We start from the raw sequence: 24,819 nt of genomic DNA, 5'->3' as shown, positions 1-24,819 counted from the left end.
CCGGCGGGGGCTGGGCGCTCCAGGGCACCGCCGCCTCCCGTCAGCCCCCCGGCACGTGCCGGAAAGCCAGCACGCGGGCCGGGCGGCCGTCCTCGTCGGACAGCGGCAGCAGCAGTTCGACGAAGCGCGCGCCCGGCAGCATCGGGTCGTCGCGCACCAGGAGGCCGCGCGGCTCCCCCGTCTCCAGACAGGCGCGCAGGTCGGCGTTGAAGCGCGCCGCCGCCTCGGCGGGGTGGCAGTCGCTGACCGGGCGCGGCACCACGCGCTGCCCGATCCGCCGCTGCACCGCCCGCCCGCAGGCCCGGTAGAGGAAGTCCTCGCCGCCGCGCAGCGGCTCCATCAGGCACAGGCGCGGCACGCATTCGCGGATCTGGGCGGTGTCGATGTCATGCGCCTCCGGCATCGGACGCCCACGGAGGACGCGGCGCCAGTGGACGTAGAGCAGGCTGGCGATCTGCGGGATCTGGTCGAGGTCCAGCGGCTCCGACCGGCAGACCGGCGGCGCGGGGGGCGGCGGCGGAACGGCTGGGGCGGCGGTGGCAACCACGCGCACCGGCGCGGCCGCCACGGCCTCGGGCACCGGCGTGACGGCGGCAAGGGCGGGCGCCGGGCGGCTGGCGAAGACCGGCTGGCGCTCCGGCCGGCCGCCGTGCTTCTTCAGCATCGGCAGCGGCGCCCAGGTCGCGCAGGTGTGGTAGGAGCGCGTGACCTTCCGGTAATCCTGGCTGGTCGCCGTCCGGCACTCCCCCTCCGCGCTGTAGCGGTCGACGTGGACGAGCGTGTTGTCGTCCGACAGGGCGCGGTCGCCCCCCCACGAAACGCAGGCGGCGCAGGCGCGGCTGTCCTTGGCGAAAGCGTGGGTCATCGTTGGGCGCGAACTCCGGCGGCGATCAGGATCAGGTGTGCGGGCTTCTCCCGCTGGACGAATTCGGAACACGCCGGGTTTCCGGCGCACCCCGATTGATGACGCCCTTTCGGCGCGGGTTCAAGCCTTGCCTCGCCGCCCGCTGGCGATGTTTCAGACATGTGGCCCGCGCATCATCCCACCCCTTCCCCCGCGCCGCCTTGTTCCCTATAAAGGGGCCTCGCAACGACATATTGATCCGTGCCCTCTCACACCCGCGCCCCGAAAGGGGCCAATGGCGCGAGGGGGCTTTTGCTGCACGAACGTCGAGAAGCGGACCCATGCCCAAGCGCACTGATATCAAATCCATCTGCATCATCGGCGCGGGGCCGATCGTCATCGGCCAGGCTTGCGAGTTCGATTACTCCGGCGTCCAGGCGTGCAAGGCGCTGCGCGAGGAAGGCTTCCGCGTCATCCTGGTGAACTCCAACCCGGCCACCATCATGACCGATCCGGGTCTGGCCGACGCCACCTACATCGAGCCGATCACCCCGGCCGTGGTGGCGAAGATCCTGGAGAAGGAGCGCCCCGACGCCCTGCTGCCGACCATGGGCGGCCAGACCGCGCTGAACACCGCCATGGCCCTGTCCGACGACGGGACCCTCGAACGGCTCGGCGTGGAGATGATCGGCGCCAAGCGCGACGTCATCGCCAAGGCCGAGGACCGCATCCTGTTCCGCGACGCCATGGACAAGCTGGGCCTGGAATCGCCGCGCTCGCGCCTCGTGCGCAACATGCAGGAGGCGACCGAGGCGCTGGAGTTCGTCGGCCTGCCCGCGATCATCCGCCCCAGCTTCACGCTGGCCGGCACCGGCGGCGGCATCGCCTACAACCGTCAGGAGTTCGAGGACATCGTGCGCGGCGGCCTGCGCGCCAGCCCGGTCGGCGAGGTGCTGATCGAGGAGTCGGTGCTGGGCTGGAAGGAGTATGAGATGGAGGTCGTCCGCGACAAAGCGGACAACTGCATCATCGTCTGCGCCATCGAGAACATCGACCCGATGGGCGTCCACACCGGCGATTCGATCACCGTCGCCCCGTCGCTGACGCTGACGGACAAGGAATACCAGATCATGCGCAACGCCTCGATCGCGGTGCTGCGCGAGATCGGGGTGGAGACCGGCGGGTCCAACGTCCAGTTCGCGGTGAACCCGGCGGACGGCCGGCTGATCGTCATCGAGATGAACCCGCGCGTGTCGCGCTCCTCGGCGCTGGCCTCGAAGGCCACCGGCTTCCCGATCGCCAAGATCGCCGCGAAGCTGGCCATCGGCTACACGCTGGACGAGCTGACCAACGACATCACCGGCACCACCCCGGCCAGCTTCGAGCCGACGATCGACTACGTCGTCACCAAGATGCCGCGCTTCACCTTCGAGAAGTTCGCCGGCACCGAGCCGCTGCTGACCACCTCGATGAAGTCGGTGGGCGAGGCCATGTCGATCGGCCGCACCTTCCAGGAGTCGGTGCAGAAGGCGCTGCGCTCCATGGAGACCGGCCTGACCGGCTTCAACGAGGTGCGCATCGGCGACAGCGACACGCCGGACGCCTCGGCCATCCGCGGCGCGCTGGCCCGGCCGACGCCGGACCGCCTGCTGGTCATCGCCCAGGCCTTCCGCCACGGCTTCACCGTCGCCGAGGTCCAGCAGGTCTCCAAGTACGACCCGTGGTTCCTGGAGCAGATCAAGGCCATCGTGGACCGCGAGCAGGCGATCCGCAGCGGCGGCCTGCCGACCGACAAGGCCGGCTGGCAGGCGCTGAAGCAGATGGGCTTCTCCGACGCCCGTCTGGCCGAGCTGGCCGGCAAAAGCGAGGCCGAGGTCGCCGAGGCCCGCCGCGCCGCCGGGGTCACGCCGGTCTTCAAGCGCATCGACACCTGCGCGGCCGAGTTCGCCTCGCGCACGCCCTACATGTACTCCACCTACGAAACCGACGGCACCGGCGCCGCCGAGTGCGAATCGGACCCGACCGCTCAGCGGAAGGTCGTCATCCTGGGCGGCGGGCCGAACCGCATCGGCCAGGGCATCGAGTTCGACTATTGCTGCGTCCACGCCGTCTACGCCCTGCGCGAGGCCGGCATCGAGACCATCATGGTCAACTGCAACCCGGAGACGGTGTCCACCGACTACGACACCGCCGACCGCCTGTATTTCGAGCCGCTGACCGCCGAGGACGTGATCGAGCTGGTCCGCGTCGAGCAGCGCAACGGCACGGTTCTCGGCTGCATCGTGCAGTTCGGCGGCCAGACCCCGCTGAAGCTGGCCGACGCGCTGGAGAAGGCCGGCATCCCGATCCTCGGCACCTCGCCGGACGCCATCGACCTCGCCGAGGACCGCGAGCGCTTCCAGAAGCTGCTGCACCAGCTCGACCTGCTGCAGCCGGCCAACGGCCTCGCCCGGTCGCTGGAGGAGGCGGAGACGGTTGCCGCGCGGATCGGCTTCCCCGTCGTCATCCGTCCGTCCTACGTGCTGGGCGGCCGCGCGATGGAGATCGTCCACGACATGGCCGGGCTCAAGCGCTACATGGGCAACGCCGTGAAGGTGTCGGGCAAGAACCCGGTGCTGATCGACAGCTACCTGCAGGACGCCATCGAGGTGGACGTGGACGTGGTGGCCGACGCCACCGGCCAGGTCTACATCGCCGGCATCATGGAGCACATCGAGGAGGCCGGCATCCATTCCGGCGACTCGGCCTGTGCGCTCCCGCCCTACTCGCTGCCCGCCGAGACCATCGCCGAGATTGGCCGCCAGGGCGAGGCGCTGGCCCGTGCCCTGCACGTCGTCGGGCTGATGAACGTCCAGTTCGCGGTGAAGGACGGCACGGTCTACATCCTGGAGGTCAACCCGCGCGCCAGCCGCACGGTGCCCTTCGTCGCCAAGGCCACCGGCACCGCCATCGCCAAGGTCGCCGCCCGCGTCATGGCCGGCGAGAAGCTGGCCGACTTCACGCTGAACGGCCCAACCCCGCCGCACACCGCCGTGAAGGAGGCCGTGTTCCCCTTCGCCCGCTTCCCCGGCGTCGACATCGTGCTCGGCCCGGAGATGAAGTCGACGGGCGAGGTGATGGGCCTCGACCACAACTTCGCGCTGGCCTTCGCCAAGTCGCAGCTCGGCGCCGGCGTCACCCTGCCGGTCCAGGGCACGGTCTTCATCTCGGTGAAGGAGCGCGACAAGCCGTCGGCCGTGCAGATCGGGCAGAAGCTGCACGCCATGGGCTTCCGCGTCCTGGCGACCACCGGCACCGCGGCGGCGCTGCGCCAGGCCGGCGTCCCGGCGGAGTCGATCAACAAGGTGGTGGAAGGCCAGCCGCACATCGTCGACGCGATGATCAACGGCGAGGTGCATCTGGTCATCAACACCACGGACGGCGCGCAGGCCCTGTCCGACAGCTTCAGCCTGCGGCGCACGGCGCTGACCTACAACCTGCCTTATTACACCACCATGGCCGGTGCACGCGCGGCGGTGGAAGCGATTGCCGCACTCCGGAACGGCAGCCTTGAAGTCGCGCCGTTGCAGTCGTACCTTAGCGGTTCCTATTAGGACGGTTTACGGCGCGGCGGACCTCCTCCGCCGCGCCGTAGCTTTCCCAGGGCGCTGCGTCGGCATGGTGATGGATTGAACGATGGAAAAAGTTCCAATGACTGCGGCGGGATACAACCGCCTGCAAGAGGAGTTGAAGCACCTCAAGACTGTCGAACGGCCCAACGTCATCAAGGCGATCGCCGAGGCGCGTGAGCACGGGGACTTGTCGGAAAACGCCGAATACACCGCCGCGCGTGAACGCCAGAGCTTCATCGAGGGCCGCGTCGCCGAGCTGGAGGACAAGATCAGCCGCGCCGAGGTCATCGACCCGACCAAGCTGTCCGGCAGTGCGGTGAAGTTCGGCGCCACCGTCACGCTCGCGGACGAGGACACCGACGAAGAGATCACCTACCAGATCGTCGGCCAGGACGAGAGCGACATCAAGAACGGCATGCTGTCCATCCAGGCGCCGCTGGCCCGCGCGCTGATCAACAAGTCGGTCGGCGACAGCGTGGAAGTCTCCACGCCGGGCGGCTCCAAGGTCTACGAGATCGTCACCGTCGCCTTCAAGTAAGCGCGGGTTCACGCTTCAGGGGCCGGTTCGCAAGATCGGCCCCGCCACCGACCGCGAAACGAAACGCCCCGCACCGACAACCGGTGCGGGGCGCTTTGTTTTTCAGCCGTGGCGCGCCCCCTACCCCCGCAGCCGTTCCGCCAGGAAGGCGCTGACCCGCTCGATGGCGTCCTTGCGGGCGGACTCGTCGGTGCCGACCGTCGCCTCGCCCGCCGGGGCGGTCGCCAGATTGCGGCGCTTGCGCAAAGGCGCATGGGGGGAGTCGAAGCCGTGATGGGCGTCGGGGTAGACCACGACCTCGGTGCGCTCCTTCACCGGCTCGCGGTTCGCCAGTTCCAGGCAGCGCTCCGCCGGGGTCCACTCGTCCTTGCCGCCCAGCAGCATCAGCAGCGGACCCTCGGGCTGCCAATCGGCGTCGCTCAGCGGCGTCCGGCAGCCGGGGTAGAAGGCGACGGCGGCGCGGAAGCCGCCGCCCGGACCGCCCGGCCCATAGGCGGCCAGCACCGTGCCGGCTCCCTGCGACCAGCCCATCAGGGCGATCCGCTCGCCGTCCACGTCGCTGCGCGCGCGCAGATAGGCCAGCGCTGCCCAGGCGTCGCGCTTGCGCTCCTCGGTCGCCCGGACGGGGCGCTCCTTGACCGTGCAGACCTCGGCCACGCCGCGCGGGCCGAAGCTGTCCACCATCAGCACCGCGTAGCCCTGCTCGCGCAGCGTCAGCGCCCAGTCGATGTGCCGGGCCGCCACCCGCCCGGTCTTGGCGTAGAGGCCGCTGCAGCCGTGCAGCAGGACGACCGTGGCGTAGGGACCGTCGGCCTTGGGCCGCAGGAAGCGCCCGGTCAGCGGCGTCGGGGCGCCGCTGGTCAGGTCGGCGTCGAGCGAGGGGAAGCGGACGATCTCCTCCGCATGGACTCCGGGCGTCGCCGCCACGGCCGGCGCGGGGCCGAGCAGGGGCGGCAGGGCCAGGACGGCGGCGAGAGTCAGCGTCGGCAGGAGGAGGCGCGGCGGAAGGGCACGGCGGCGGGGTGAGGCCATCATCGTCTCCCGATCACGGACAAAATCATCACGGGCAAAAGCGGCGAAGTCGGTGTCGCGCAAGTTTAGCACCTTCGCCGCGAAAAACATCGCATGTGCGAAGACGGGCAGGGAACCATTTTCGGAAAGGCTCGCCGTCACAAAATTGCGCAGGGGCCGCGTTCCCGAAACGCGAACAGCCGGCGACGCCGCCCACAGGGTGGGTGCGATGCCGGCTGGCCGTGACTGGTTAAGCGTCGGTGCGGTGCCGCGTCAGCGGCGCGCCAGACGGGTCGAGGACTCGCCCTCGTCCTCCTCGTCGTCATCCTCCAGCGAGTCGGGGATGTCCGGCGAGTCCACATCGATCGGCACACCGGGCGTGTGCTTCGACGTGCGGATCGACAGGGCCGACTTGACGTGCGCCACGTTGGGCGCCGCCGTCAGCTTCGTGGTCAGGAAGCGCTGGTAGTCGTCCCAGTCCTCCGCAACGATCTTCAGCAGGAAATCATACTCGCCCGCCAGCATGTTGCATTCACGCACCATGGGCCAGGAGTTGACGAGTTCCTCGAATTTCTTTAGGTCCACTTCAGCTTGGCTGGACAGGCCGACCTGGGCGAACACGGTGACACCGAACCCGAGCGCGTCGGGATTGATGTCGGCGTGATAGCCGCGGATGAAGCCCGCCTCTTCCAAGGCGCGGACACGCCGCAAACACGGAGGGGCAGAGATGCCGGCACGCCTCGCGAGTTCTACGTTGGTCATCCGGCCGTCATTTTGCAGGTCGCGCAAAATCCGCCGGTCAATTCGGTCGAGTTTGACCCGCCGCATGGTTTGCTCGGTCGCTCCGGGGGTGATTTGAAGAAAGGATATTACACGGCGCAGCCATCCACGCCAAGCAAGAAACCCGTATCGGCGTCGGTGGAAAAACTTTCTATCGATGTATCCAGCTCCGACGCCCACCTGGGCGCGACAACCCGCCGCACCCTCAAAACCATTCGTGTGACGATGCAGTCCTCCCTTCCCGGTTCCCTCACCTGTTGGGTCGTCTCGGACGGCAAGCCCGGCATGGAAAACCAGTGCATCGGCCTCGCCGAGGCGCTGGGCCTCACCCCCGTCGTGAAGCGGGTGCGGCTGCGCAGCCCGTGGCGCCAGCTCAGCCCGTTCCTGCGGCTGGGCAACCGCTTCGCCGCCGGGCCGGAGGGCGATCCCATCCGCGCGCCCTGGCCCGACCTGATGATCGGGTCGGGGCGTCAGGCCATCGCGCCGCTGCTGGCCGCCAGCAAGCAGTCGCGCGGCCGGACCTTCACCGTCTACATCCAGGACCCCCAGATCAACCCGCGCCATTTCGGCCTCGTCGTGGTGCCCCGCCACGACCGGCTGCGCGGCCCCAACGTCATGGCCACCCGCGGCGCCCTGCACCGTGTGACGCCCAAGCTGCTGGCCGAGGCGGCGCAGCGCCACGCCCCGCGGCTCGCCGACCTGCCGCACCCGCGCGTCGCCGTTCTGATCGGCGGCACCAACGGCGTCTACGCCCTGACCCCGACCATCATGGGCGACGTCGCGGAGAAGCTGTCGGAGCTGGCCCGCGGCAAGGGGGCCGGGCTGATGGTCACCCCGTCGCGCCGCACCGGCGCCGACAACGAGGCGATCCTGCGCGCCCGCCTGAACGGCCTGCCGGCGGAGGTGTGGGACGGCACCGGCGAGAACCCCTATTTCGCCTATCTCGGGCTGGCCGACGCCGTGGTGGTGACCTGCGACAGCGTGTCCATGACCTCGGAAGCCTGCTCCACCGGAAAGCCGGTCTACGTGATCGAGCTGGAGGGCGGCTCGCCCAAGTTCCGCAGCTTCCACGAAGAACTCTACAAGGAAGGCATCACCCGGCCCTTCACCGGCGCCTTGGAACAGTGGACCTACCCAACGTTGGACGACACCCGGCAAGTCGCCGAAGAGTTGCGGCACCGTCTTCTCGCCCATCGCGCCAAGCATGGCGCTTGAAATCCGGGGCGCCGCGCGCCCCGCGTTGCCGCGATGCATCGTTGTTTGCTTGCCCTCATCAGAGGAGATTCCTGTCAAACGCTTCATGAACGCTAATTCATTTAGCGCGTGTCCCGGCGCGTGATAATTCGCTTTTACCGCTGGGACGCATTGGATTTCTTCGCATGGTCACGCCCGACGCGGTCCAGGATGCCTTCATCCGCTGCCTGGACAACGCCCCGATCAAGGATGAGCCCTATCGCCACTGGCTGCTGTCGCGCGCGCTCACCGACGAGGCCGCGGACGGCATCGCCGCCCTGCCCTGGGCGCCGCCGCCGGTCGGCGACACCATGGGCAAGCGCGACACCAACAACGCCACCCGCAGCTATTTCTGCGCCCGCAGCCGGGCCGAGCATCCCGTCTGCGACGCGGTCGCCACGGCCTTCCAGCAGCGGGCGGTGACGGAGGCGATCGGGCGCACCTGCGGCGTCGATCTGGCCGGCACCTCGCTGCGCATAGAATATTGCCAGGACACCGACGGCTTCTGGCTGGAGCCGCACACCGACATCGGCGTCAAGAAGTTCACGATGCTGATCTATCTCTCCAAGGGGCCGGACTGCGCCGGCTGGGGCACCGACGTGCTGGACGCCACCCGCACCGTCGTCACCCGCGCGCCCTACGCCTTCAACGGGGGACTGGTCTTCGTTCCCGGGACGAACACGTGGCATGGCTTCGCCCCGCGCCCGATCCGCGGCGTCCGCAAGTCGATCATCGTGAACTACGTCGGCCCTGAATGGCGCGCGCGCCACGAGCTGGCCTTCCCCGACACGCCTGTCGCCTGAATTGCCGTGGCCTGAATTGTTGCCGTCTGGAGACCGCCCCATGTCCACGCCCTTCTCCATGCTGGATCTGGACCGCTTCCGCGCCACCCCGCTGCAGCACGAGCCGTTCGACTTCCTCTGCGTCCCCGGCTTCGTGAAGCGGGAGCATCTGGAGGCTCTGCACCGCGACTACCCCAGGGTGGACAAACCCGGCTCGATCCCGTTGGGCGTTTTCCCGCAGGGCCCGGCCTTCGACGCCCTGATCGAGGAGCTGCGCGGCGAGGCGGTCTGCCAGGCCTTCTCGGAGAAGTTCGGGCTGGACCTGTCGCGCTACCCGACCATGTTCACCGCCCGCGGCATGTGCCGGGCGACGGACGGCAAGATCCACCCCGATTCGGCCAGCAAGATCGTCACCGTCCTGATCTACATGAACCCACCCTGGGAGGCGTCGGGCGGGCGCCTGCGCGTCCTGCGCAGCCCGAACCTGGAGGATTACGCCGCCGAGGTGCCGCCGGACGAGGGGACGCTGCTGTGCTTCCGCCGCTGCGACACCTCCTGGCACGGGCACCACTCCTTCGAGGGCCGGCGCCGCGCCGTGCAGATGAACTGGGTCCGCAACAGCGTCTACATCTGGCACGAGCAGTGGCGCCACCGCGTCGGCGCCTGGCTGAAGAACCGCAAGGCCCCGGCCCCGGCCCACCCGTGAGGGACGATCCCCGGGCCGGCCGGGGTGAAACATCGTCCCCATGAGGGGGCGGCATGGCAGGCTTTCCGATGACAGCGCGCCCGATCTGGACCATATGTTCGGCGCGGCCCTATGGTCCGCACCAGACCAGATCGTGACGGACAGAGCGATGCCCAGCACCCACCACACCAAGGTTCTCATCATCGGCGCCGGTCCTGCCGGCTACACCGCGGCCATCTACGCGGCGCGCGCCAACCTGCAGCCGCTGATGGTGCAGGGGATGCAGCCGGGCGGCCAGCTCATGATCACCACCGACGTCGAGAACTATCCCGGCTTCGCCGACCCCATCCAGGGGCCGTGGCTGATGGAGCAGATGCAGAAGCAGGCGGAGCATGTCGGGACCAAGATGGTCTTCGACCTGATCACCGACGTCGACTTCAGCCAGCGCCCCTTCGTCTGCAAGGGCGACTCGGGCGACACCTACACCGCCGACAGCGTCATCATCGCCACCGGCGCGCAGGCCCGCTGGCTGGGCATCTCCAGCGAGGAGATCTACCGCGGCTTCGGCGTGTCGGCCTGCGCCACCTGCGACGGCTTCTTCTTCCGCGGCAAGGAGATCGCGGTGATCGGCGGCGGCAACTCCGCGGTGGAGGAGGCGCTGTACCTCACCAACCACGCCTCCAAGGTGACGGTCATCCACCGCCGCGACAGCTTCCGCGCCGAGCGGATCATGCAGGACCGGCTGTTCCGCAACCCCAAGATCGAGGTGGTCTGGGACAGCGTGGTCGAGGAGATCGTCGGCGAGGGCGACGGCTCGCTGGGCAACCCGCGCGGCGTCACCGGCGTGCGCGTGAAGAACGTGAAGTCGGGCGAGGAGCGGGTCATCCCGGTCGCCGGCGTCTTCGTCGCCATCGGCCATGTCCCGGCCACCGCCGTCTTCCAGGGCAAGGTGGAGACCGACTCCGAGGGCTACATCGTCACCGCCCCCGATTCGACGGCCACCAACGTGCCGGGCGTCTTCGCGGCGGGCGACGTGAAGGACAAGATTTACCGGCAGGCCGTCACCGCCGCTGGCATGGGCTGCATGGCCGCCCTGGAGGCCGAGCGCTGGCTGGCCCACCACGAGGGCGAGCCGAGCCCGGCGGGCAACTGGTAAGGCTTTTTATGGCGGGGGCCGGGCGACCGGCCCCCTCCTACCGCCGCTTCATCAGCCCGTCGACGCTGAACCGCCCGGCCCCGGCGGCGATCAGCGCGAGGAAGCCGCCGATGATGGCGAGGTTCTTCATGAACTGGATGCGCTGCATCCCCTGGGCCTCCGGCGGGTAGGTCCAGTAGCGGTGGGCGATCAGCGTCGCCATGATGGTGAAGAGCACCACCGCCGCCGCGGCCAGCCGCGTCCAGGCCCCCAGCACCACGGCCAGACCGCCGAAGCACTCCACCGCACCGCCCAGCGCCGCCAGCAGCATCGGCATGGGCAACCCCTGCCCTTCCAGGCTCCCGGCGAACGCGCCGAGGTCCATCAGCTTGCCGAATCCGCTCTGCACGAAGATCGCCCCGATCAGCAGCCGCGCGGCCAGCAGCAGGGCATCCTGCCCGCCCGTCGCCGCACGGTCCGCTCCCCGCACCCGGTCGTAGTCGTAGGAGGCCATGGCGCCCTCTCCCGCGTCCATCGGACATTCCCTGGAGAACGCGCGGCCCCGCCTCTTGTTGCGCCCCTGTTGTTTTCTTTGGCCCCAAAAGGACGGGGCGCCGACCCGAAGGACGGCGCCCCATCAATTCGCGGGCCGCGCTGCGCCGCCCGGCGGCGCTGCCGACTACTCCAGCATGGAGCGCAGCATCCAGGCGGTCTTCTCGTGGATCTGCAGGCGCTGGGTCAGCAGGTCGGCGGTCGGCTGGTCGTTGGCCTCCTCGGCGGTCGGGAAGACCTTCCGGGCGGTGCGGGCGACGGCCTCATGCCCCTCGACGAGCTGGCGCAGCATCTCCTGGGCGTTCGGAACGCCCTGCTCCTCCTTGATCGAGGCGAGCTTGGTGAACTGCGAGAAGCTGCCCGGCGCCGGATAGCCGAGGGCGCGGATGCGCTCCGCCACCTCGTCCAGGGCGGTCCACAGCTCCGTGTACTGGGTCATGAACATGGTGTGGAGCGTGTTGAACATCGGCCCCGTGACGTTCCAGTGGAAGGAATGCGTCTTCAGATACAGGGCGAAGGTGTCGGCGAGCACGTTGTTCAGGCCTTCGGCGATGGCCTTGCGGTCGGCTTCCGCGATCCCGATGTCGATCTGCATGGTTTCTCAATCCTCCGAGGGGTTGTCTTCCATTCTTGGCTGCAATCGAGGCTACGCCCCGCTGCACCCCGGGTAAAGTCCCTACTTTAGAAAGTTTCTAAACAGCAGCCCTGCGCGATCCGCATGCCCCGGCATGCCGTGAAGGCCACCCCGACAAGCTTGGGCGCGCCCGGTGCGGATCAAGATGTGCGCCGCAACAGCATGCGTATCAAGCGTCCGTATCGGGCGCTCCGAAGACGCGGCCCCACGCCGTCAGTGATAAAGGCCGACATAGGCGACCAGCTCCTGGCCCGGCACGCGCTTCACGAAGGTGGTCTTGGGCTCGATCCGGTTGTTGGCCGGATTCAGCCAGCGGTAGTCCACCCAGCCTTCGCCCCCGTCCCGCGCCACCGACAGGATATCGCGGACGATGTCGCGCCCGTCCGGGTCCTTCACATTGATGACGCTCATCCCGACTCCGGCGGGCCGCGGCGGATAGACCTTCCACACCCCGGCGAAGTCGATGACGGTGACGTAGAGCGCGCCGTGCCGGAACTCGCCGTCGCGGTTGAACACCGTCGCCGCCTCCTCCAGGCCCCGCGTGGCGATCAGCTCCGCCGCCTTCAGCGCGACGGCGCGGACCTGCTCGCGCTCCGGATCGCCGGGCTGGGCGCGGAGGCCCGCCGGCTGCAACGGCGCGAGCAGGAGGACGGCCAGCAGGACCCACAGGACGCGGCGCCGCGGCGTTCGGACAAAGGCGCTCATGACAGATCTCATGGCAAATCCCCCGGACCGGCCAAAGCGGAAGCGTCATGCGGAGACGGGGCGCCGATCGGTCCGCCCACTGTCGAAAGAAAGTCGGTCTCCGGCAATCCGCAATCCTGCGGCCTATTGCCGCAAAGTTCCGCGCGCGCCACACTGTCCCCCAGCGTCCGGCACCAAAGGCCCGCCCGGCCTCCGCCGATCGATCGGCACCATTTAACGGAGCGCGCCGGCCCGGACCGCATTTGGGAGGAGCAACGCATGCGCATCGCAATCATGGGGGCGGGCGCGGTCGGCGGCTATTTCGGGGCGCGCCTCGCGGCGGCCCAGGGAGCCGAGGTGCATTTCATCGCCCGCGGGCCGCATCTGGAGGCCATCCGCCGCGACGGCCTGCGCATCGAGAGCGAGGCCGCCCCCCTGCACCTGACCGACGTCCGCGCGACCGACGACCCGGCGGAGGTCGGGCCGGTGGACCTCGTGCTGTTCGCCGTCAAGCTGTGGGACACCGACCGAGCGGCGGAGGCCTGCCGCCCGCTGGTGAAGCCGGGCACGGTGGTCGTCACCGTGCAGAACGGCGTCACCGGGATGGACACGCTGTGCCAGATCCTGGGGCGGGAGCATGTGGCGGGCGGCGTCGCCCACATCGGCGCCACCATCGCCGCCCCCGGCGTGATCCGCCACACCGGAACGCTGGCCCGCCTGACCTACGGGGAGCTGGACGGGCGCCCCTCGCCCCGGCTGACCGCCTTCCACGCGCTGGCCGAGACGGCCGGCTTCGAGGGGGTGCTGTCCGCGGCGATCCTGCGCGCGCAGTGGGAGAAGTTCGCCTTCCTGACGCCCTTCAGCGGCGTCACCGCCCTGACCCGCCAGCCCGCCGGGGTGATCCGCCGCGTTCCGGAGAGCCGCGCCCTGTTCCTCGACGCGGTGGCCGAGGTCGCCCGGCTGGCCCGCGCCCGCGACGTCGATCTGGGCACCGGCATCGTCGCCCGCGTCGAGGCCCTGCTCGACGGCGTGCCGCCCGTCATGACCTCGTCCATGCTGAACGACCTGACGCGGGGCGGGCGGCTGGAACTGCCCTGGCTGTCCGGGGCGGTGGTGCAACTCGGCTCGGAGCTGGGGGTGCCGACGCCCGTCCACCGGGTGATCGCGGCGGCCCTGGCGCCCTACGCCGATGGTGCCCCTTCAAACAGCCCGCCCTAGGGCAGGACACCCCACCAGGGGCGGCGTGACGTCATGCCGCCCCTTTTTTCCATCGACAGGTCCCCCGCCACGGGTGGACCATAACCTTGAAAAGGCACTGTTTTCAAAGCACCGGACCAGTCCGGCACCCTGTCAGGGCCATGCGCGCCGCCGGTGCTTCCGGCCACAGCGTCCCACCCGGCCCACCCAGGCCACCCGGCGTTCCGGCCGATGCCCACACGGGAAGACGCCATACGGGAGGTGTGCATGCCCCATTCACAGATCCAGACGGCCCGCTGCGCTGCGCTGGTCGGCCCCTATCTCAGCGGCAAGACATCGCTTCTGGAAAGCCTGTTGTCCGCCGCCGGGGCGACCACGCGCAAGGGCAGCGTCCGCGACGGCAACGCGGTCGGCGACAGCTCCCCCGAGGCCAAGGCCCGGCAGATGAGCGTCGAGGTCAACGTCGCCTCCTTCGAGTTCCTGGGCGAACGCTGGAGCGTGCTCGACTGCCCCGGCTCGGTGGAGCTGGCCTGCGAGACGCAGAGCGCCCTGATGGTGGCGGACGTCGCGGTGATCGTGGCCGAGGCGGCCCCGGAAAAGGCCGTGCTGCTCGCCCCCCTGTTCAAGTTCCTCGACGACAACCGCATCCCCCACCTGCTGTTCATCAACAAGGTCGACAGCCTGGGCGACCTCAGGGTGCGCGACGTGGTGCAGGCCTATCAGGCGGTGTCGGCGCGCAAGCTGGTGCTGCGCGAGGTGCCGATCCGCGAGGGCGGCAAGATCACCGGCTTCGTCGATCTGGTCAGCGAGCGCGCCTGGCACTTCAACCCGCACAAGCCGTCCAACCTCGTCCAGATCCCCGACAGCCTGAAGGACCGCGAGCACGAGGCGCGGCAGGAGATGCTGGAGGCGGTGGCCGACTATGACGACGCGCTTCTGGAGAAGCTGCTGGAGGACGTCGCCCCCGACACGCAGGAGGTCTACGACCGGCTGGCCAGCGAGCTGGCCGACGACCTGATCGTCCCGGTCTTCTTCGGCTCGGCCGAGAACGACAACGGCATCCGCCGCCTGCTGAAGGCGCTGCGCCACGAGGGGCCGGACGTCGCCACCTCGGCGGAGCGCGCCGGCATCCCGGCGGAGGCCACGGTGGCCGCCCAGGTCTTCAAGACGCTGAACGGCTCCCACGCCGGCAAGATCAGCCTCGTCCGCGTCTGGCGGGGCACCGTCAGCGACGGCATGACGCTGGGCGGGGAGCGGGTGTCCGGCGTCTTCCGCATGATGGGCCACAACCAGGAAAAGTTGTCCCAGGCGGCGGCCGGCGAGGTGGTGGCGCTCGGCCGGCTCGACAAGGCGGCGACCGGCGACCTGCTGACCGACAAGGGCAACGCCGGCCGGTCGGCGCCGTGGCCGGAGCTGCCGCCGCCCGTCTTCGGCCTCGCCCTGCACGCCCAGAACCGCAACGACGAGGTGAAGCTGACCGCGGCCATCCAGAAGCTGGTCGAGGAGGACCCGTCGCTGAAGCTGGACCAGTCCACCGACACCGGCGAGTTGGTGCTGTGGGGCCAGGGCGACATCCATCTCCAGATCGCCATGGACCGGCTGCGCAACAAGTTCAACGTCTCGGTCAAGGGGGTGCCGCCGCAGGTGCCCTACCGTGAATCGATCCGCAAGGGCACGTCCCACCACGCCCGCTACAAGCGGCAGACCGGCGGCCACGGCCAGTTCGCCGACATCCATGTGGAGGTCAAGCCGCTGCCCCGCGGCACCGGCTTCCAGTTCGAGGACGGCGTCGTCGGCGGCGTCGTGCCGCGCCAGTTCATCCCGGCGGTGGAGACCGGCGTGCGCGACTACGCGGTGCGCGGGCCGCTGGGCTTCCCCGTGGTCGACTTCGCGGTGAAGCTGACCGGCGGCCAGTTCCACGCCGTGGACAGCTCCGAGATGGCTTTCAAGACGGTGGCGCGGCAGGCGATGACCGAGGCGCTGCCGGCCTGCGAGCCGGTGCTGCTGGAACCGATCCTGACCGTCTCCATCGCCGTGCCCAGCGACTTCACGTCGAAGGTGCAGCGGCTGGTCAGCGGGCGGCGCGGGCAGATCCTCGGTTACGACGCGCGCCCCGGCTGGCAGGGCTGGGACGAGGTGAAGGCCTATCTGCCGCAGGCCGAGATGCACGACCTGATCGTCGAGCTGCGCTCCCTGTCGCTCGGCGTCGGCACCTTCACCTGGAGCTTCGAGCGGTTGCAGGAGCTGACCGGCAAGGCCGCCGACAAGGCGGTGGAGATCCGCAAGGAGACGCTGGCGGCGCAGTAGCGCTGGAAGTGTGGGAGCGCGGGGCCGGGGGAGCGTCCTCCGGCCCCTTTCTCATGGCCGGAAGCAAGACCGAAGAAAGAAAATCTGCTCAACAATAAATCAGCGCCACAAGCAACAAGTAATTCTTACATAACCCGCCATGTGATGAGGGCAAGCGAGCGATGCAGCGATTGCACTTTTGGTATTTGGTATACCAGAGCACAGTGTCTTCATCGAACGACGGAGATGATCATGACCTATGCGACTGTGACCCATCTGCATGCCAACCAAAACGGCACGAAGCGCTCGACTTTCCTGGCGGCCTTCGCGTCTTTCATGAACGCTTGGTGCGAGAAGTCCCGTCTGTACGGCGTCCTGTGAGCATGCCTCGCCGGCAGCCGGACGACACCGGACGACGAAAGGGCCGCGATCCAGTCGCGGCCCTTTCTGATTCCAGCCCCATCCGAGCGCGCGCCCTGACCGCCCCCCTCAGTCGCGCGCTTCCGCGGCGATCCGCAAATGGCGGCGCGCCCCGCGCGGCGGCCGGTTCATGTTGGCCGGACGCCCGCAGGGCCGGTTGGAGGTGAGAAAGGCGCCGGGGTTCCGGTGGGTTCCCCACAGCGTGGTGAGCAGGGACGCGACGGCGGTCGCGGCAAAGGTGGCGAGGCACAGCGCCACGGCGAGTGAGATCGGTTCCAGAACCATGGAAACTCCCGCACGGACAAATCGGGGCGCCGGTTCCGGACGGCGCATCCATCGAGGCGACACTCCGACAACAGGCCGACCGGCGGGCGTTGCACGGCGTTCCGCCCCTCCTTACCCCTCAGCATAGCCACGCCCCGTCCCCCAGGACCTGCGCGTTTTTCACAGGGCGGCACGTCATGCCGAGCCGCACGCTCCGCTGCCGCTTGGTGGCCTTTGCAAAATGCGCCGGTCAATGGATTAAAAACCTAATCCATACGTCTCCAATCACACGGCACCGGTGACGCTCGACCAGAAAGCTGGCCAGTTTTTATCCCTGGGATCGCGGTTTATCCTCACACATCCGAAATATCAGAATGACAAAAGGCTGCCCCTGACTCAACAGGGACAGCCTTTAGGGAGGTGACGCAGCTTGCGGCCCAAGCTTACTGAGTCCATTAAGATATGTGATCCCACCATTCACTGAACAACCATCGGAATTCAACATGAACTGCTTTTCATCATTGACGCCATGATCATATACAATATGGGTATGACCGGTTTTTAGTCCCTGATTTTTTCCTTTTCCCTGAGTCCGAAAAACGTCCCGTTCTCCCAGATTTTTTTTCCTACGTTCCGCTGATATTTGGCATACCAAACTATGGCGTGCAGGACACCAGCCCCTGCAGCAAAGCACGGATCGGAAAAGGAGCCGGACGGAACCGGGCCAAAAATGTCTCGAACGGCCCGACGCCAATCGACAGGCCAATCCTAGGGAGGAACGGGAATGAGCGTCAGCTCGACGAACAGCGCGGCCATCGACGCCGATGGCCCATACGGCGCCGCCGCGGACGGCAGCGCCAAGAAGGTCATCCGGTTGGAAGCCCCCGGCACCGGCTTCATGGACACCTGGAAGGCCATGGGCCCCGGCATCGCCGCGGCGATGACCGGCATCGGCGCCAGCCACATCATGCACGCGCCGACCGCCGGCGCGCTCTACGGCTACGATCTGCTGTGGGTGATCCTGGCCGCCTACATCATCAAATACTGCGCCTTCGAATTCGCCCACCGCTACACGATGGTGAAGGGCGAATCCATCATCAACGCCTACCACCGCGTCGGCACCTGGCCGCTGTGGTTCATGATCTTCCAGGGCTTCGCCAACACCGTGGGCATCGCCGGCCGCGCGCTCGGCTGCGCGGCGCTGATGTGGGCGGCCTTCCCCTTCATGTCGATGCAGCTCTGGGCGGTGGCCATCCTGCTGCTGACCGTCGGCATCCTGTGGATGGGCAGCTACAAGGCGGTCGAGGGCATCTGCAAGATCCTCATCATCGTCTTCGCCGTGTCCTGCTTCGTGGCCTTCGCGCTCCAGGCCCCGCCGCCGGGCGAGTATCTGTCGCGCCTGCTGCCGACCCTGCCGCCGATCGGCTCGATGATGCTGTTCGGCGCCATGTTCGGCTACTTCCCGACCACGCTGGAAGTCGCGCCCATGCAGTCGAACTGGGCCGTCGACAAGAAGGCCGGCATGGTCAAGGTCAACGAGATGCGCGCCCAGGGGCACACCGTGCAGCTCGACCCCAACTACATGAAGAACAGCCTGATCCTGTTCAAGCGCGACATGAACATCAGCTACGTCATCTCGATGCTGTCGGGCATGATCTTCCTGATCGTCGGCGCCGTGGTGCTGCACCCGCAGGGTCTGGTGCCCAAGGGTTCGGAGATGGGCGTGACCATCGCCAGCATCTACACCGACACCTTCGGCGCGTGGATCTTCCCGGTCATCATCGCCGGCGGCGTGGCCGCTCTGTTCTCCACCGTCTTCACCTACTTCGACGGACAGGCCCGCCTGTTCGAGGAATGCGTGGTCCGTCTGAAGCGCGACTGGGACACCGCGGCGATCCGCAAGCTGCTCTACCGTGGCATGCAGGTGGTGTGGCTGATCGCCGGCATCGCGGTGGTCTTCGGCCTGCCGGAGCCGATCTTCGTGGTCCAGCTCGCTTCCGTGATGGCCCTGGTCTTCTCACCGGTCCTGTTCTGGCTGACCATCAAGGCGGTCAAGGACAACTTCACCAGCGATTTCGAGCGCGACCTGCTGCCGAGCAAGGTCCAGTTCGCCTGGGCCTGGGGCGGAACGATCAGCCTGGTCGGCTTGACGCTCTACGTCCTCGTCACGAATTTCATCATGTGACGACGCGCGGCTGAAAATGATGCGCGACGGATAAGAAACTTGCGTGGGCGTCATGGCGAATCCGCCATGACGCCACATTCTTTTCACAAATTGCGTCCTCACAACTCCTCCGGCAATCCCGCTCCTCCGACCAAATCAGAAAAGGAAACAAGCGCCATGGATGCTCACAGGCAACCCGCCGGCCGGCGCCCGGCTGCTTTCATCCGGGACTTCATGAGCAACGAGGCGTCGGGCGGCATCCTGCTGATGGTCGCCGCGGCGCTGGCCCTGGTGGTGGCGAATTCCCCCCTGTCCACCGCTTACTTCGACACGCTGCACACCTACGTCCTGGGGCTCAGCATCGGCCATTGGATCAACGATGGTCTGATGGCGATCTTCTTCCTGCTGGTCGGGCTGGAGATCAAGCGGGAGATGCTGGACGGCCAGCTTTCCACTTGGTCGTGCCGCATCCTGCCGGGCGTCGCCGCGGCGGGCGGCATGCTGGTGCCGGCGCTGGTCTATCTCGCCTTCAACGCCGGCAACCCGGCGACGGTCAACGGCTGGGCGATCCCGGCGGCCACCGACATCGCCTTCGCGCTCGGCGTGCTGTCTCTGCTCGGGCCGCGCGTTCCGGTCTCGCTGAAGATCTTCCTGACCGCCCTGGCGATCATCGACGATCTGGGTGCGGTCATCATCATCGCCCTGTTCTACACCGCCGATCTGTCCCTGCCCGCGCTCGGCGTGGCGGCGCTGATCCTGGCGGCGCTGATCGGCCTCAACCGGTTCGGCGTGCGCACCCTCCTGCCCTATCTGGTTCTGGGTGCGGGGCTGTGGGGCGCGGTTCTGCTGTCGGGCGTTCACGCGACGCTGGCCGGCGTGACCCTGGCCCTGACCATCCCGCTGCGTCCCTCTTCCGGCGAAGCGGCCGACCCCCACGCGCCGCTGCTCCGGCTGGAGCACGGCATCCACCCCTGGGTGGCCTTCCTGATCGTCCCGGTCTTCGGCTTTGCCAACGCGGGCGTGTCCTTCGCCGGCATGAGCCCCTCGATTCTCACCGGCTCGCTGCCGCTGGGCATCGCGCTCGGCCTCTTCCTCGGCAAGATGGTCGGCGTGTTCGGCACCGCCTGGCTGACCATCCGGCTCGGCTTCGCCAACATGCCGGCCGGCGCCAACACCGCGCAGCTCTACGGCGTCGCCCTGCTGTGCGGCATCGGCTTCACCATGAGCCTGTTCATCGGCGCGCTGGCCTTCCCGACCTCGCCGGAGCTGGGCGACGCGGTGAAGGTGGGCGTCTTCGCCGGCTCGATCTTGTCGGCGACGGCGGGTGCCGTGGTCCTGCGGCTGGTGTCGGCCAAGGACGCTCCCTCGGCCCTGCAGGCTGCGGGCGCCGACCGCGGCGCGTAAAGCAAAAGCGCACAAACGAAAAGAGGGGGCCTTCCGGCCCCCTCTTCCTTTTTCACCGGTCGCAAATGCCGGAGATCAGTCCTTCAGATTGCCGCAGGCGCGCTGGATGCGCTTGCAGGCCTCTTCCAGAGCCTCGGTGCTGGTCGCGTAGGAGATGCGGAAGTGCGGGGCCAGGCCGAAGGCCGAACCCTGGACGACCGCGACACCTTCCGACTCCAGCAGGTAGGTGACGAAATCCTCGTCGGTCTCGATCACCTTGCCGTCCGGCGTCGTCTTGCCGATGGTGCCGGCGCAGGACGGGTAGACGTAAAAGGCGCCTTCCGGCTTCGGGCAGGAGATGCCCTTGGCCTGGTTCAGCATCGACACCACCAGATCGCGGCGCTGGGCGAACACCGCCGCGCGCTCCTTGATGAAGTCCTGCGGACCGTTCAGCGCCTCGACGGCGGCAGCCTGGGCGATCGAGGTCGGGTTGGAGGTCGACTGGCTCTGGATCACGCCCATCGCCTTGATCAGCGCCTTCGGGCCACCGGCGTAGCCGATGCGCCAGCCGGTCATGGCGTAGGACTTCGACACGCCGTTGACGGTCAGCGTGCGGTCGTACAGCGCCGGCTCGACCTGGGCCGGGGTCACGAACTCGATGCCGTCGTAGAGCAGGTGCTCGTACATGTCGTCGGTCATGACCCAGACCTGCGGGTGCTTCACCAGCACGTCGGTCAGGGCCTTCATCTCGTCGCGCGTGTAGGCGGCGCCCGACGGGTTGGACGGGGAGTTCAGGATCAGCCACTTGGTCTTCGGCGTGATCGCCTTCTCCAGGTCGGCGGGCTGCAGCTTGAAGCCCTGCTCGGCCGGGCAGGAGACGAAGACCGGCGTGCCTTCGGCCAGCTCCACCATGTCCGGGTAGGACACCCAGTAGGGGGCCGGGATGATGACCTCGTCGCCGGGGTTCAGCGTCGCCATCAGGGCGTTGTACAGCACCTGCTTGCCGCCGACGCCGACCGTGATCTGGTCGGGGGCGTATTTCAGGCCGTTCTCGCGCTCGAACTTGGCGGAGATCGCCTTCTTCAGCGCGGGCGTGCCGTCCACGGCGGTGTACTTGGTGTCGCCGGCCTGGATGGCCTTGATGGCGGCGTCCTTGATGTTGTCGGGGGTGTCGAAGTCCGGCTCGCCGGCGCCGAGGCCGATGACGTCGCGACCGGCCGCCGCAAGCTCGCGGGCTTTCTGGGTGACGGCGATGGTCGGCGAGGGCTTGATGCGCGACAGACGGGACGCGATGATCGACATGGCGTACTGGCCCCTATGACGAAGGTGGCGGAAGGTTCGGGTGAGAACTTGGTATGACCGCGCGAACGCGACGCGGGACCTTACTTCCGCCTTATTGCTCTTGCAAGCCGATCACTCCCCGAGCGGGGCGGTTTCCCGGCAGACGGACGCACCGTTCGGCCCAAAGGCCGGATGCTGCACCGCACAGGCCCGGCTTGACAGCCCGCGCCGCGGACGGGGTATCGTACCTCTTTCTAAGCAAACCCATCATCCGGAGGATCTGCATGCTCACCCGCGTCACGCTGGCCGCCACGGCCGCCCTGCTCCTCGTCGGCGGCACGGCGATGGCCCAGGATTCGATCAAGGCGCGCAAGGACGGTTTCCAGACCAGCAAGAACGCGATGGCCGAGATCAAGGACCTGCTGGGGAGCGACAAGGTCGCCCAGGTCGGCCCGGCCGCCCAGCGCATGAGCGCCTTCGCCGCCCAGATCCCCACCCTGTTCCCGGCGGGCAGCGACAAGGGCGACACCAAGGCCAAGGCCGACATCTGGGCGAACAACGCCGACTTCGCCGCCAAGGCCCAGGCCTACGAGGCGGCCGCCAAGGGGCTGGAAGCCGCTGCGGCGTCCGGCGACAAGGCCGCCACCGCCAAGCAGTTCGCCGCCGTGGGCGGCGCCTGCAAGGCCTGCCACGAGCGCTACCGCGCCGACTGATCCGGCCGGTTCACGAGCCTGTCCTTCCCCGCCGGTCGCGGGGAAGGACCCTTGCGGCGAGCCTCAGCCCGCCTGCACCACCGCCGCGACCAGCCCGGCCGCCGCGGCCAGCACCGCCAGGGCCAGAGTGGCCGGACGGCGCTTCGGCGAATCGACCGGCGCATCCGCCGGGATCGCCTTCCGCCCCGTGACCATCGGACGGATCAGATTGTCCCGCTTGACGACCAGATAGGCCAGCACGGCCAGCACATGCACGCCGATCAGGATCAGGATTCCGTCGGCCAGGATGCGGTGCAGCGTGCTGAAGCCCGCCACCACGCCCCCCGACGCCAGAGGCACCAGCGGCCCGTCCACCAGGATGTCGTCGGAGGTGAAGAGGCCGGCCACCGCCTGGAGCGTCAGTGCCCCGAGCAGCGCCAGCACCATCAGCCCCCCCATCGGGTTGTGTCCGACGACCGGCACCGCCTCCTGGCCGCCGCGCTTGGCGCGGAGCATCCCGCAGGCGTAGGCGAGGACGGCCCGCGGCCCCTTCACGAAATGGCTGAACCGCGCCGTCTGGCTGCCGATCAGCCCCCAGACGAGCCGGAACAGCAGGAGCGCCAGGATCGCCTCCCCCGCCAGCATGTGGATGGTCATGCGGTCGGTCTTGGCAGAGACCACCGCGACCGTCACCAGAAGGACCAGACCCCAATGAAACAGGCGCGTCGGCAAGTCCCAGACCGCCACCTCGCGCCGGCCTTTCGCCCGATTTGTGGTATTACCAACAACCATGAATCACCCCTCGCTTCTTCTGTTCTTCCTTAGACTATGCCCCAAGGCGGTGCCTTTTGCCCAGCTTTCGGGAAAAAAGCGACAATCGGGGGGTAACCGGGCACCACAGAACTGTCATTGCACTTGAAGAAGCGGGTGGACGGCGGATATGACGTACTCAAAAAACCGGCGCACCCCGTTCCACTCCCATCCCAACCCCGCCCAACAAGGATGCCCGCGTCATGCCCGACAAGCAGCTTCTCCACCTCGTCTTCGGCGGCGAACTCGTCCGTCCCGATTCCGACCAGTTCGTCGACCCGACGAAGGTCCACATCGTCGGCATCTTCCCCAACTACGACGAGGCGTACAAGGCGTGGCGCGGCGCCACCGGGATGACCATCGACGACGCCCACACCCGCTACTTCATCGTGCATCTGCACCGGCTGCTCGATCCGTCGGCGGACGGGCACAAGCACGGTTGACGGACGGCGTCATCAGCCGGCGGCGCGGGGAACCCTCCGCGCCGCCGCTGTGTTGAGGCCTCCCGATGGCGGTCTTCTTCACCAGCGACACGCATTTCGGCCACGCCGGCGCGATCAGCCGCTTCCGCCGGCCCTTCGCCTCGGTCGCGGACATGGACGAGGCCATGGTGGCCAGCTGGAACGCCACGGTCAGCCCGGACGACACGGTCTGGCACCTCGGCGACTTCGCCCTGCACCGCAAGCCGGACGCCATGGTGGTGCTGCTGGAGCGCCTGCACGGCACCAAGCACCTCATCACCGGCAACAACGACGGCCCCGCCACCCTGGCCCTGCCCGGCTGGACGAGCGTGCAGCCTTACGCGGAACTGCTGCTGGACGAGCGGCGGCTGGTGCTGTGCCATTACGCCTTCCGCACCTGGAACGGCATGTACAAGGGCGCCCTGAACCTGCACGGCCACAGCCACGGCCAGTTGAAGGGCATGCCCCGGCAGTTCGACGTCGGCGTGGATGTGTGGGATTTCCGCCCGGTCACCATCGAGCAGATCCTGAGCTCGCGGCAAAGGGCGAAAACGCCGGACCCGTCCAAGCGCACGCCGGGACCACCGGTCCGCCGCGAGCCTTGATAATAAGAATAGTTCGCATTCCAAGCGTGATGCGGCTATACGGGTGCGACCGGCCTCCTTGGCCATGACCCCACGGGCGCCGGTGTCCTCGCATCCGTCATTCCGCGCGTCTGTGCCCGACATCCTTTGCCCACCGCTGCCCGACGACACCCGGTCCCGGAGCGCCCGATGACGGGCGCCATGGGCGCCTGGGCGCGCAAGATCGCGGAGTTGTTCGACGCCCATCGCCTGCGCGTGGAGCGTGCCATCGCGCGGCGGACCGGCGATCCGCAAACAGCGGGCGATCTCGCGCAGGACGCCTTCCTGCGGCTGGCCCGCCTGCCCGATGGCGAGGCGGTCCAGAACCCGGCCGGGCTGCTGTATGTGGTGGCCGACCGCGTGGCGCTGGACCATTGCCGGGCGGCCAAGCGCCAGCGCCAGCGCGAGGCCGGTCCGCCCGACGAGGACCTGCCCTCCTCCGGCCCCGCGGCCGATGCGGTGGTGGAGCGGAACCAGACCATGGCCCGGCTGCGCGGCGCCATCGACTCCCTGCCGCCCAAGACCCGCGACGTCTTCCTTCTCTACCATGTCGAAGGCTTGTCCTACCGCGCCATCGGCGAACGGCTTGGCATCTCCCCCCGCACGGTCGAGTACCATCTGCGCACGGCGCTGGAGCAGTGCCGCGCCCGCATGAAGCGGCGCCCGCCGCGATGATGGGCAGGGCCTGGGTCCCGGCCGGCCATTTTCTTTGAGGGATCGGCCGCCCTCGACCGTCTATCCAAACACGA

24 protein-coding genes are annotated in these 24,819 nt (G+C 68.2%); 15 read left to right on the top strand and 9 right to left on the bottom strand.

All coding sequences use genetic code 11. The annotated features are described in order from the left end of the window. Positions 1–40 precede the first annotated feature (40 nt). Positions 41–865, bottom strand: a complete 825-nt coding sequence (locus ACWPN5_RS03310) for a PAS domain-containing protein (protein WP_492294224.1) — start codon at positions 863–865, stop codon at positions 41–43. Between the two features lie 320 nt (positions 866–1,185). On the opposite strand from ACWPN5_RS03310, the gene carB reads away from it, so the two are divergent. Beyond that, positions 1,186–4,437, top strand: coding sequence for a carbamoyl-phosphate synthase large subunit (carB, locus tag ACWPN5_RS03305; protein ID WP_492294222.1), 3,252 nt, complete (start codon positions 1,186–1,188; stop codon positions 4,435–4,437). 82 nt (positions 4,438–4,519) lie between these two features. Continuing rightward, the gene (greA, locus tag ACWPN5_RS03300) at positions 4,520–4,993 is read left to right on the top strand and encodes a transcription elongation factor GreA (protein WP_081862970.1); all 474 of its coding nucleotides are present in this window, start codon (positions 4,520–4,522) and stop codon (positions 4,991–4,993) included. A gap of 120 nt (positions 4,994–5,113) precedes the next feature. On the opposite strand, the gene ACWPN5_RS03295 is transcribed toward greA, so the two are convergent. After that, positions 5,114–6,028 (bottom strand): dienelactone hydrolase family protein, encoded by a 915-nt coding sequence (locus tag ACWPN5_RS03295; RefSeq protein WP_492294220.1) that lies wholly within the window; start codon positions 6,026–6,028, stop codon positions 5,114–5,116. Between the two features lie 249 nt (positions 6,029–6,277). Beyond that, positions 6,278–6,832: an Lrp/AsnC family transcriptional regulator gene (locus tag ACWPN5_RS03290; protein ID WP_145677495.1), complete on the bottom strand. Its 555-nt coding sequence runs from the start codon at positions 6,830–6,832 to the stop codon at positions 6,278–6,280. A gap of 237 nt (positions 6,833–7,069) precedes the next feature. Between ACWPN5_RS03290 and ACWPN5_RS03285 the strand changes: the two genes are divergently transcribed. From ACWPN5_RS03285 to trxB, 4 genes are all read left to right on the top strand, one after another. After that, entirely contained in the window at positions 7,070–7,999 is a 930-nt protein-coding gene (locus ACWPN5_RS03285) for a mitochondrial fission ELM1 family protein (RefSeq protein WP_247888611.1), read from the top strand. A gap of 164 nt (positions 8,000–8,163) precedes the next feature. Continuing rightward, entirely contained in the window at positions 8,164–8,820 is a 657-nt protein-coding gene (locus ACWPN5_RS03280; protein WP_492294217.1) for a 2OG-Fe(II) oxygenase, read from the top strand. Positions 8,821–8,860: 40 nt separating this feature from the next. Beyond that, positions 8,861–9,505: a 2OG-Fe(II) oxygenase gene (locus ACWPN5_RS03275; protein ID WP_492294215.1), complete on the top strand. Its 645-nt coding sequence runs from the start codon at positions 8,861–8,863 to the stop codon at positions 9,503–9,505. Positions 9,506–9,653: 148 nt separating this feature from the next. After that, positions 9,654–10,640, top strand: a complete 987-nt coding sequence (trxB, locus tag ACWPN5_RS03270; protein ID WP_035675595.1) for a thioredoxin-disulfide reductase — start codon at positions 9,654–9,656, stop codon at positions 10,638–10,640. A gap of 37 nt (positions 10,641–10,677) precedes the next feature. Here the strand turns inward: trxB and ACWPN5_RS03265 are convergent, their stop codons facing one another. From ACWPN5_RS03265 to ACWPN5_RS03255, 3 genes are all read right to left on the bottom strand, one after another. Continuing rightward, positions 10,678–11,154 (bottom strand): DoxX family protein, encoded by a 477-nt coding sequence (locus tag ACWPN5_RS03265; RefSeq protein WP_247888244.1) that lies wholly within the window; start codon positions 11,152–11,154, stop codon positions 10,678–10,680. A gap of 144 nt (positions 11,155–11,298) precedes the next feature. Beyond that, a complete protein-coding gene (locus tag ACWPN5_RS03260) occupies positions 11,299–11,766 on the bottom strand; it encodes a Dps family protein (protein ID WP_035675596.1) in 468 nt (155 codons plus the stop codon). Between the two features lie 252 nt (positions 11,767–12,018). Continuing rightward, positions 12,019–12,510 carry a cache domain-containing protein gene (locus ACWPN5_RS03255; RefSeq protein ID WP_247888609.1) on the bottom strand — a complete coding sequence of 164 codons (492 nt, stop codon included), beginning with the start codon at positions 12,508–12,510 and terminating at the stop codon, positions 12,019–12,021. 258 nt (positions 12,511–12,768) lie between these two features. Between ACWPN5_RS03255 and ACWPN5_RS03250 the strand changes: the two genes are divergently transcribed. The 3 genes from ACWPN5_RS03250 (at position 12,769) to ACWPN5_RS03240 (ending at position 16,353) form a co-directional block, all read left to right on the top strand. After that, positions 12,769–13,707: a ketopantoate reductase family protein gene (locus ACWPN5_RS03250; protein WP_492294212.1), complete on the top strand. Its 939-nt coding sequence runs from the start codon at positions 12,769–12,771 to the stop codon at positions 13,705–13,707. 246 nt (positions 13,708–13,953) lie between these two features. Next, positions 13,954–15,993, top strand: coding sequence for an elongation factor G (locus tag ACWPN5_RS03245; protein WP_492294210.1), 2,040 nt, complete (start codon positions 13,954–13,956; stop codon positions 15,991–15,993). A gap of 231 nt (positions 15,994–16,224) precedes the next feature. Then, a complete protein-coding gene (locus ACWPN5_RS03240) occupies positions 16,225–16,353 on the top strand; it encodes a hypothetical protein (RefSeq protein ID WP_282186894.1) in 129 nt (42 codons plus the stop codon). Positions 16,354–16,461: 108 nt separating this feature from the next. On the opposite strand, the gene ACWPN5_RS03235 is transcribed toward ACWPN5_RS03240, so the two are convergent. After that, positions 16,462–16,677, bottom strand: coding sequence for a hypothetical protein (locus ACWPN5_RS03235; RefSeq protein WP_145682303.1), 216 nt, complete (start codon positions 16,675–16,677; stop codon positions 16,462–16,464). A gap of 763 nt (positions 16,678–17,440) precedes the next feature. On the opposite strand from ACWPN5_RS03235, the gene ACWPN5_RS03230 reads away from it, so the two are divergent. Next, positions 17,441–18,841 carry an Nramp family divalent metal transporter gene (locus tag ACWPN5_RS03230; protein ID WP_145682304.1) on the top strand — a complete coding sequence of 467 codons (1,401 nt, stop codon included), beginning with the start codon at positions 17,441–17,443 and terminating at the stop codon, positions 18,839–18,841. Positions 18,842–18,997: 156 nt separating this feature from the next. After that, positions 18,998–20,224 carry a Na+/H+ antiporter NhaA gene (nhaA, locus tag ACWPN5_RS03225; RefSeq protein ID WP_492294207.1) on the top strand — a complete coding sequence of 409 codons (1,227 nt, stop codon included), beginning with the start codon at positions 18,998–19,000 and terminating at the stop codon, positions 20,222–20,224. A 75-nt stretch (positions 20,225–20,299) separates the two neighbouring features. Here the strand turns inward: nhaA and ACWPN5_RS03220 are convergent, their stop codons facing one another. Continuing rightward, positions 20,300–21,505: a pyridoxal phosphate-dependent aminotransferase gene (locus tag ACWPN5_RS03220; RefSeq protein ID WP_145682306.1), complete on the bottom strand. Its 1,206-nt coding sequence runs from the start codon at positions 21,503–21,505 to the stop codon at positions 20,300–20,302. Positions 21,506–21,768: 263 nt separating this feature from the next. Here ACWPN5_RS03220 and ACWPN5_RS03215 point away from each other — a divergent pair, with 263 nt between their 5' ends. After that, positions 21,769–22,197, top strand: coding sequence for a c-type cytochrome (locus ACWPN5_RS03215; RefSeq protein WP_014241377.1), 429 nt, complete (start codon positions 21,769–21,771; stop codon positions 22,195–22,197). Between the two features lie 63 nt (positions 22,198–22,260). Here ACWPN5_RS03215 and ACWPN5_RS03210 read toward each other — a convergent pair whose 3' ends face one another. After that, positions 22,261–22,968: a cytochrome b/b6 domain-containing protein gene (locus ACWPN5_RS03210; RefSeq protein WP_492294204.1), complete on the bottom strand. Its 708-nt coding sequence runs from the start codon at positions 22,966–22,968 to the stop codon at positions 22,261–22,263. 221 nt (positions 22,969–23,189) lie between these two features. Between ACWPN5_RS03210 and ACWPN5_RS03205 the strand changes: the two genes are divergently transcribed. The 3 genes from ACWPN5_RS03205 (at position 23,190) to ACWPN5_RS03195 (ending at position 24,745) form a co-directional block, all read left to right on the top strand. After that, on the top strand, positions 23,190–23,429 hold the full coding sequence (locus ACWPN5_RS03205) for a DUF4170 domain-containing protein (protein ID WP_014241380.1): 240 nt from the start codon (positions 23,190–23,192) through the stop codon (positions 23,427–23,429). A gap of 65 nt (positions 23,430–23,494) precedes the next feature. Continuing rightward, positions 23,495–24,052, top strand: a complete 558-nt coding sequence (locus ACWPN5_RS03200) for a metallophosphoesterase family protein (RefSeq protein WP_492294202.1) — start codon at positions 23,495–23,497, stop codon at positions 24,050–24,052. Between the two features lie 168 nt (positions 24,053–24,220). Beyond that, entirely contained in the window at positions 24,221–24,745 is a 525-nt protein-coding gene (locus ACWPN5_RS03195; protein WP_492294200.1) for an RNA polymerase sigma factor, read from the top strand. The last annotated feature ends 74 nt before the right edge of the window (positions 24,746–24,819 follow it).

Source organism: Azospirillum sp. UENF 211521 (assembly GCF_058780535.1).
Note: the sequence above shows the minus strand (reverse complement) of the source record. Positions and strands in the feature narration are given on the sequence as shown.

What these genes read in the sequence shown, in the direction of transcription:
- ACWPN5_RS03245 (WP_492294210.1), top strand. Translation starts at nt 13,954, where the DNA reads ATGCCCCATTCACAGATCCAGACGGCCCGCTGCGCTGCGCTGGTCGGC.
- ACWPN5_RS03250 (WP_492294212.1), top strand. Translation starts at nt 12,769, where the DNA reads ATGCGCATCGCAATCATGGGGGCGGGCGCGGTCGGCGGCTATTTCGGG.
- nhaA (WP_492294207.1), top strand. Translation starts at nt 18,998, where the DNA reads ATGGATGCTCACAGGCAACCCGCCGGCCGGCGCCCGGCTGCTTTCATC.
- ACWPN5_RS03265 (WP_247888244.1), bottom strand. Translation starts at nt 11,154, where the DNA reads ATGGACGCGGGAGAGGGCGCCATGGCCTCCTACGACTACGACCGGGTG.
- ACWPN5_RS03220 (WP_145682306.1), bottom strand. Translation starts at nt 21,505, where the DNA reads ATGTCGATCATCGCGTCCCGTCTGTCGCGCATCAAGCCCTCGCCGACC.
- ACWPN5_RS03295 (WP_492294220.1), bottom strand. Translation starts at nt 6,028, where the DNA reads ATGATGGCCTCACCCCGCCGCCGTGCCCTTCCGCCGCGCCTCCTCCTG.
- ACWPN5_RS03210 (WP_492294204.1), bottom strand. Translation starts at nt 22,968, where the DNA reads ATGGTTGTTGGTAATACCACAAATCGGGCGAAAGGCCGGCGCGAGGTG.
- trxB (WP_035675595.1), top strand. Translation starts at nt 9,654, where the DNA reads ATGCCCAGCACCCACCACACCAAGGTTCTCATCATCGGCGCCGGTCCT.
- ACWPN5_RS03255 (WP_247888609.1), bottom strand. Translation starts at nt 12,510, where the DNA reads ATGAGCGCCTTTGTCCGAACGCCGCGGCGCCGCGTCCTGTGGGTCCTG.
- ACWPN5_RS03275 (WP_492294215.1), top strand. Translation starts at nt 8,861, where the DNA reads ATGTCCACGCCCTTCTCCATGCTGGATCTGGACCGCTTCCGCGCCACC.
- ACWPN5_RS03240 (WP_282186894.1), top strand. Translation starts at nt 16,225, where the DNA reads ATGACCTATGCGACTGTGACCCATCTGCATGCCAACCAAAACGGCACG.
- ACWPN5_RS03310 (WP_492294224.1), bottom strand. Translation starts at nt 865, where the DNA reads ATGACCCACGCTTTCGCCAAGGACAGCCGCGCCTGCGCCGCCTGCGTT.
- ACWPN5_RS03290 (WP_145677495.1), bottom strand. Translation starts at nt 6,832, where the DNA reads ATGCGGCGGGTCAAACTCGACCGAATTGACCGGCGGATTTTGCGCGAC.
- ACWPN5_RS03235 (WP_145682303.1), bottom strand. Translation starts at nt 16,677, where the DNA reads ATGGTTCTGGAACCGATCTCACTCGCCGTGGCGCTGTGCCTCGCCACC.
- ACWPN5_RS03260 (WP_035675596.1), bottom strand. Translation starts at nt 11,766, where the DNA reads ATGCAGATCGACATCGGGATCGCGGAAGCCGACCGCAAGGCCATCGCC.
- ACWPN5_RS03285 (WP_247888611.1), top strand. Translation starts at nt 7,070, where the DNA reads ATGGAAAACCAGTGCATCGGCCTCGCCGAGGCGCTGGGCCTCACCCCC.
- ACWPN5_RS03230 (WP_145682304.1), top strand. Translation starts at nt 17,441, where the DNA reads ATGAGCGTCAGCTCGACGAACAGCGCGGCCATCGACGCCGATGGCCCA.
- ACWPN5_RS03280 (WP_492294217.1), top strand. Translation starts at nt 8,164, where the DNA reads ATGGTCACGCCCGACGCGGTCCAGGATGCCTTCATCCGCTGCCTGGAC.
- ACWPN5_RS03205 (WP_014241380.1), top strand. Translation starts at nt 23,190, where the DNA reads ATGCCCGACAAGCAGCTTCTCCACCTCGTCTTCGGCGGCGAACTCGTC.
- ACWPN5_RS03195 (WP_492294200.1), top strand. Translation starts at nt 24,221, where the DNA reads ATGACGGGCGCCATGGGCGCCTGGGCGCGCAAGATCGCGGAGTTGTTC.
- carB (WP_492294222.1), top strand. Translation starts at nt 1,186, where the DNA reads ATGCCCAAGCGCACTGATATCAAATCCATCTGCATCATCGGCGCGGGG.
- ACWPN5_RS03200 (WP_492294202.1), top strand. Translation starts at nt 23,495, where the DNA reads ATGGCGGTCTTCTTCACCAGCGACACGCATTTCGGCCACGCCGGCGCG.
- ACWPN5_RS03215 (WP_014241377.1), top strand. Translation starts at nt 21,769, where the DNA reads ATGCTCACCCGCGTCACGCTGGCCGCCACGGCCGCCCTGCTCCTCGTC.
- greA (WP_081862970.1), top strand. Translation starts at nt 4,520, where the DNA reads ATGGAAAAAGTTCCAATGACTGCGGCGGGATACAACCGCCTGCAAGAG.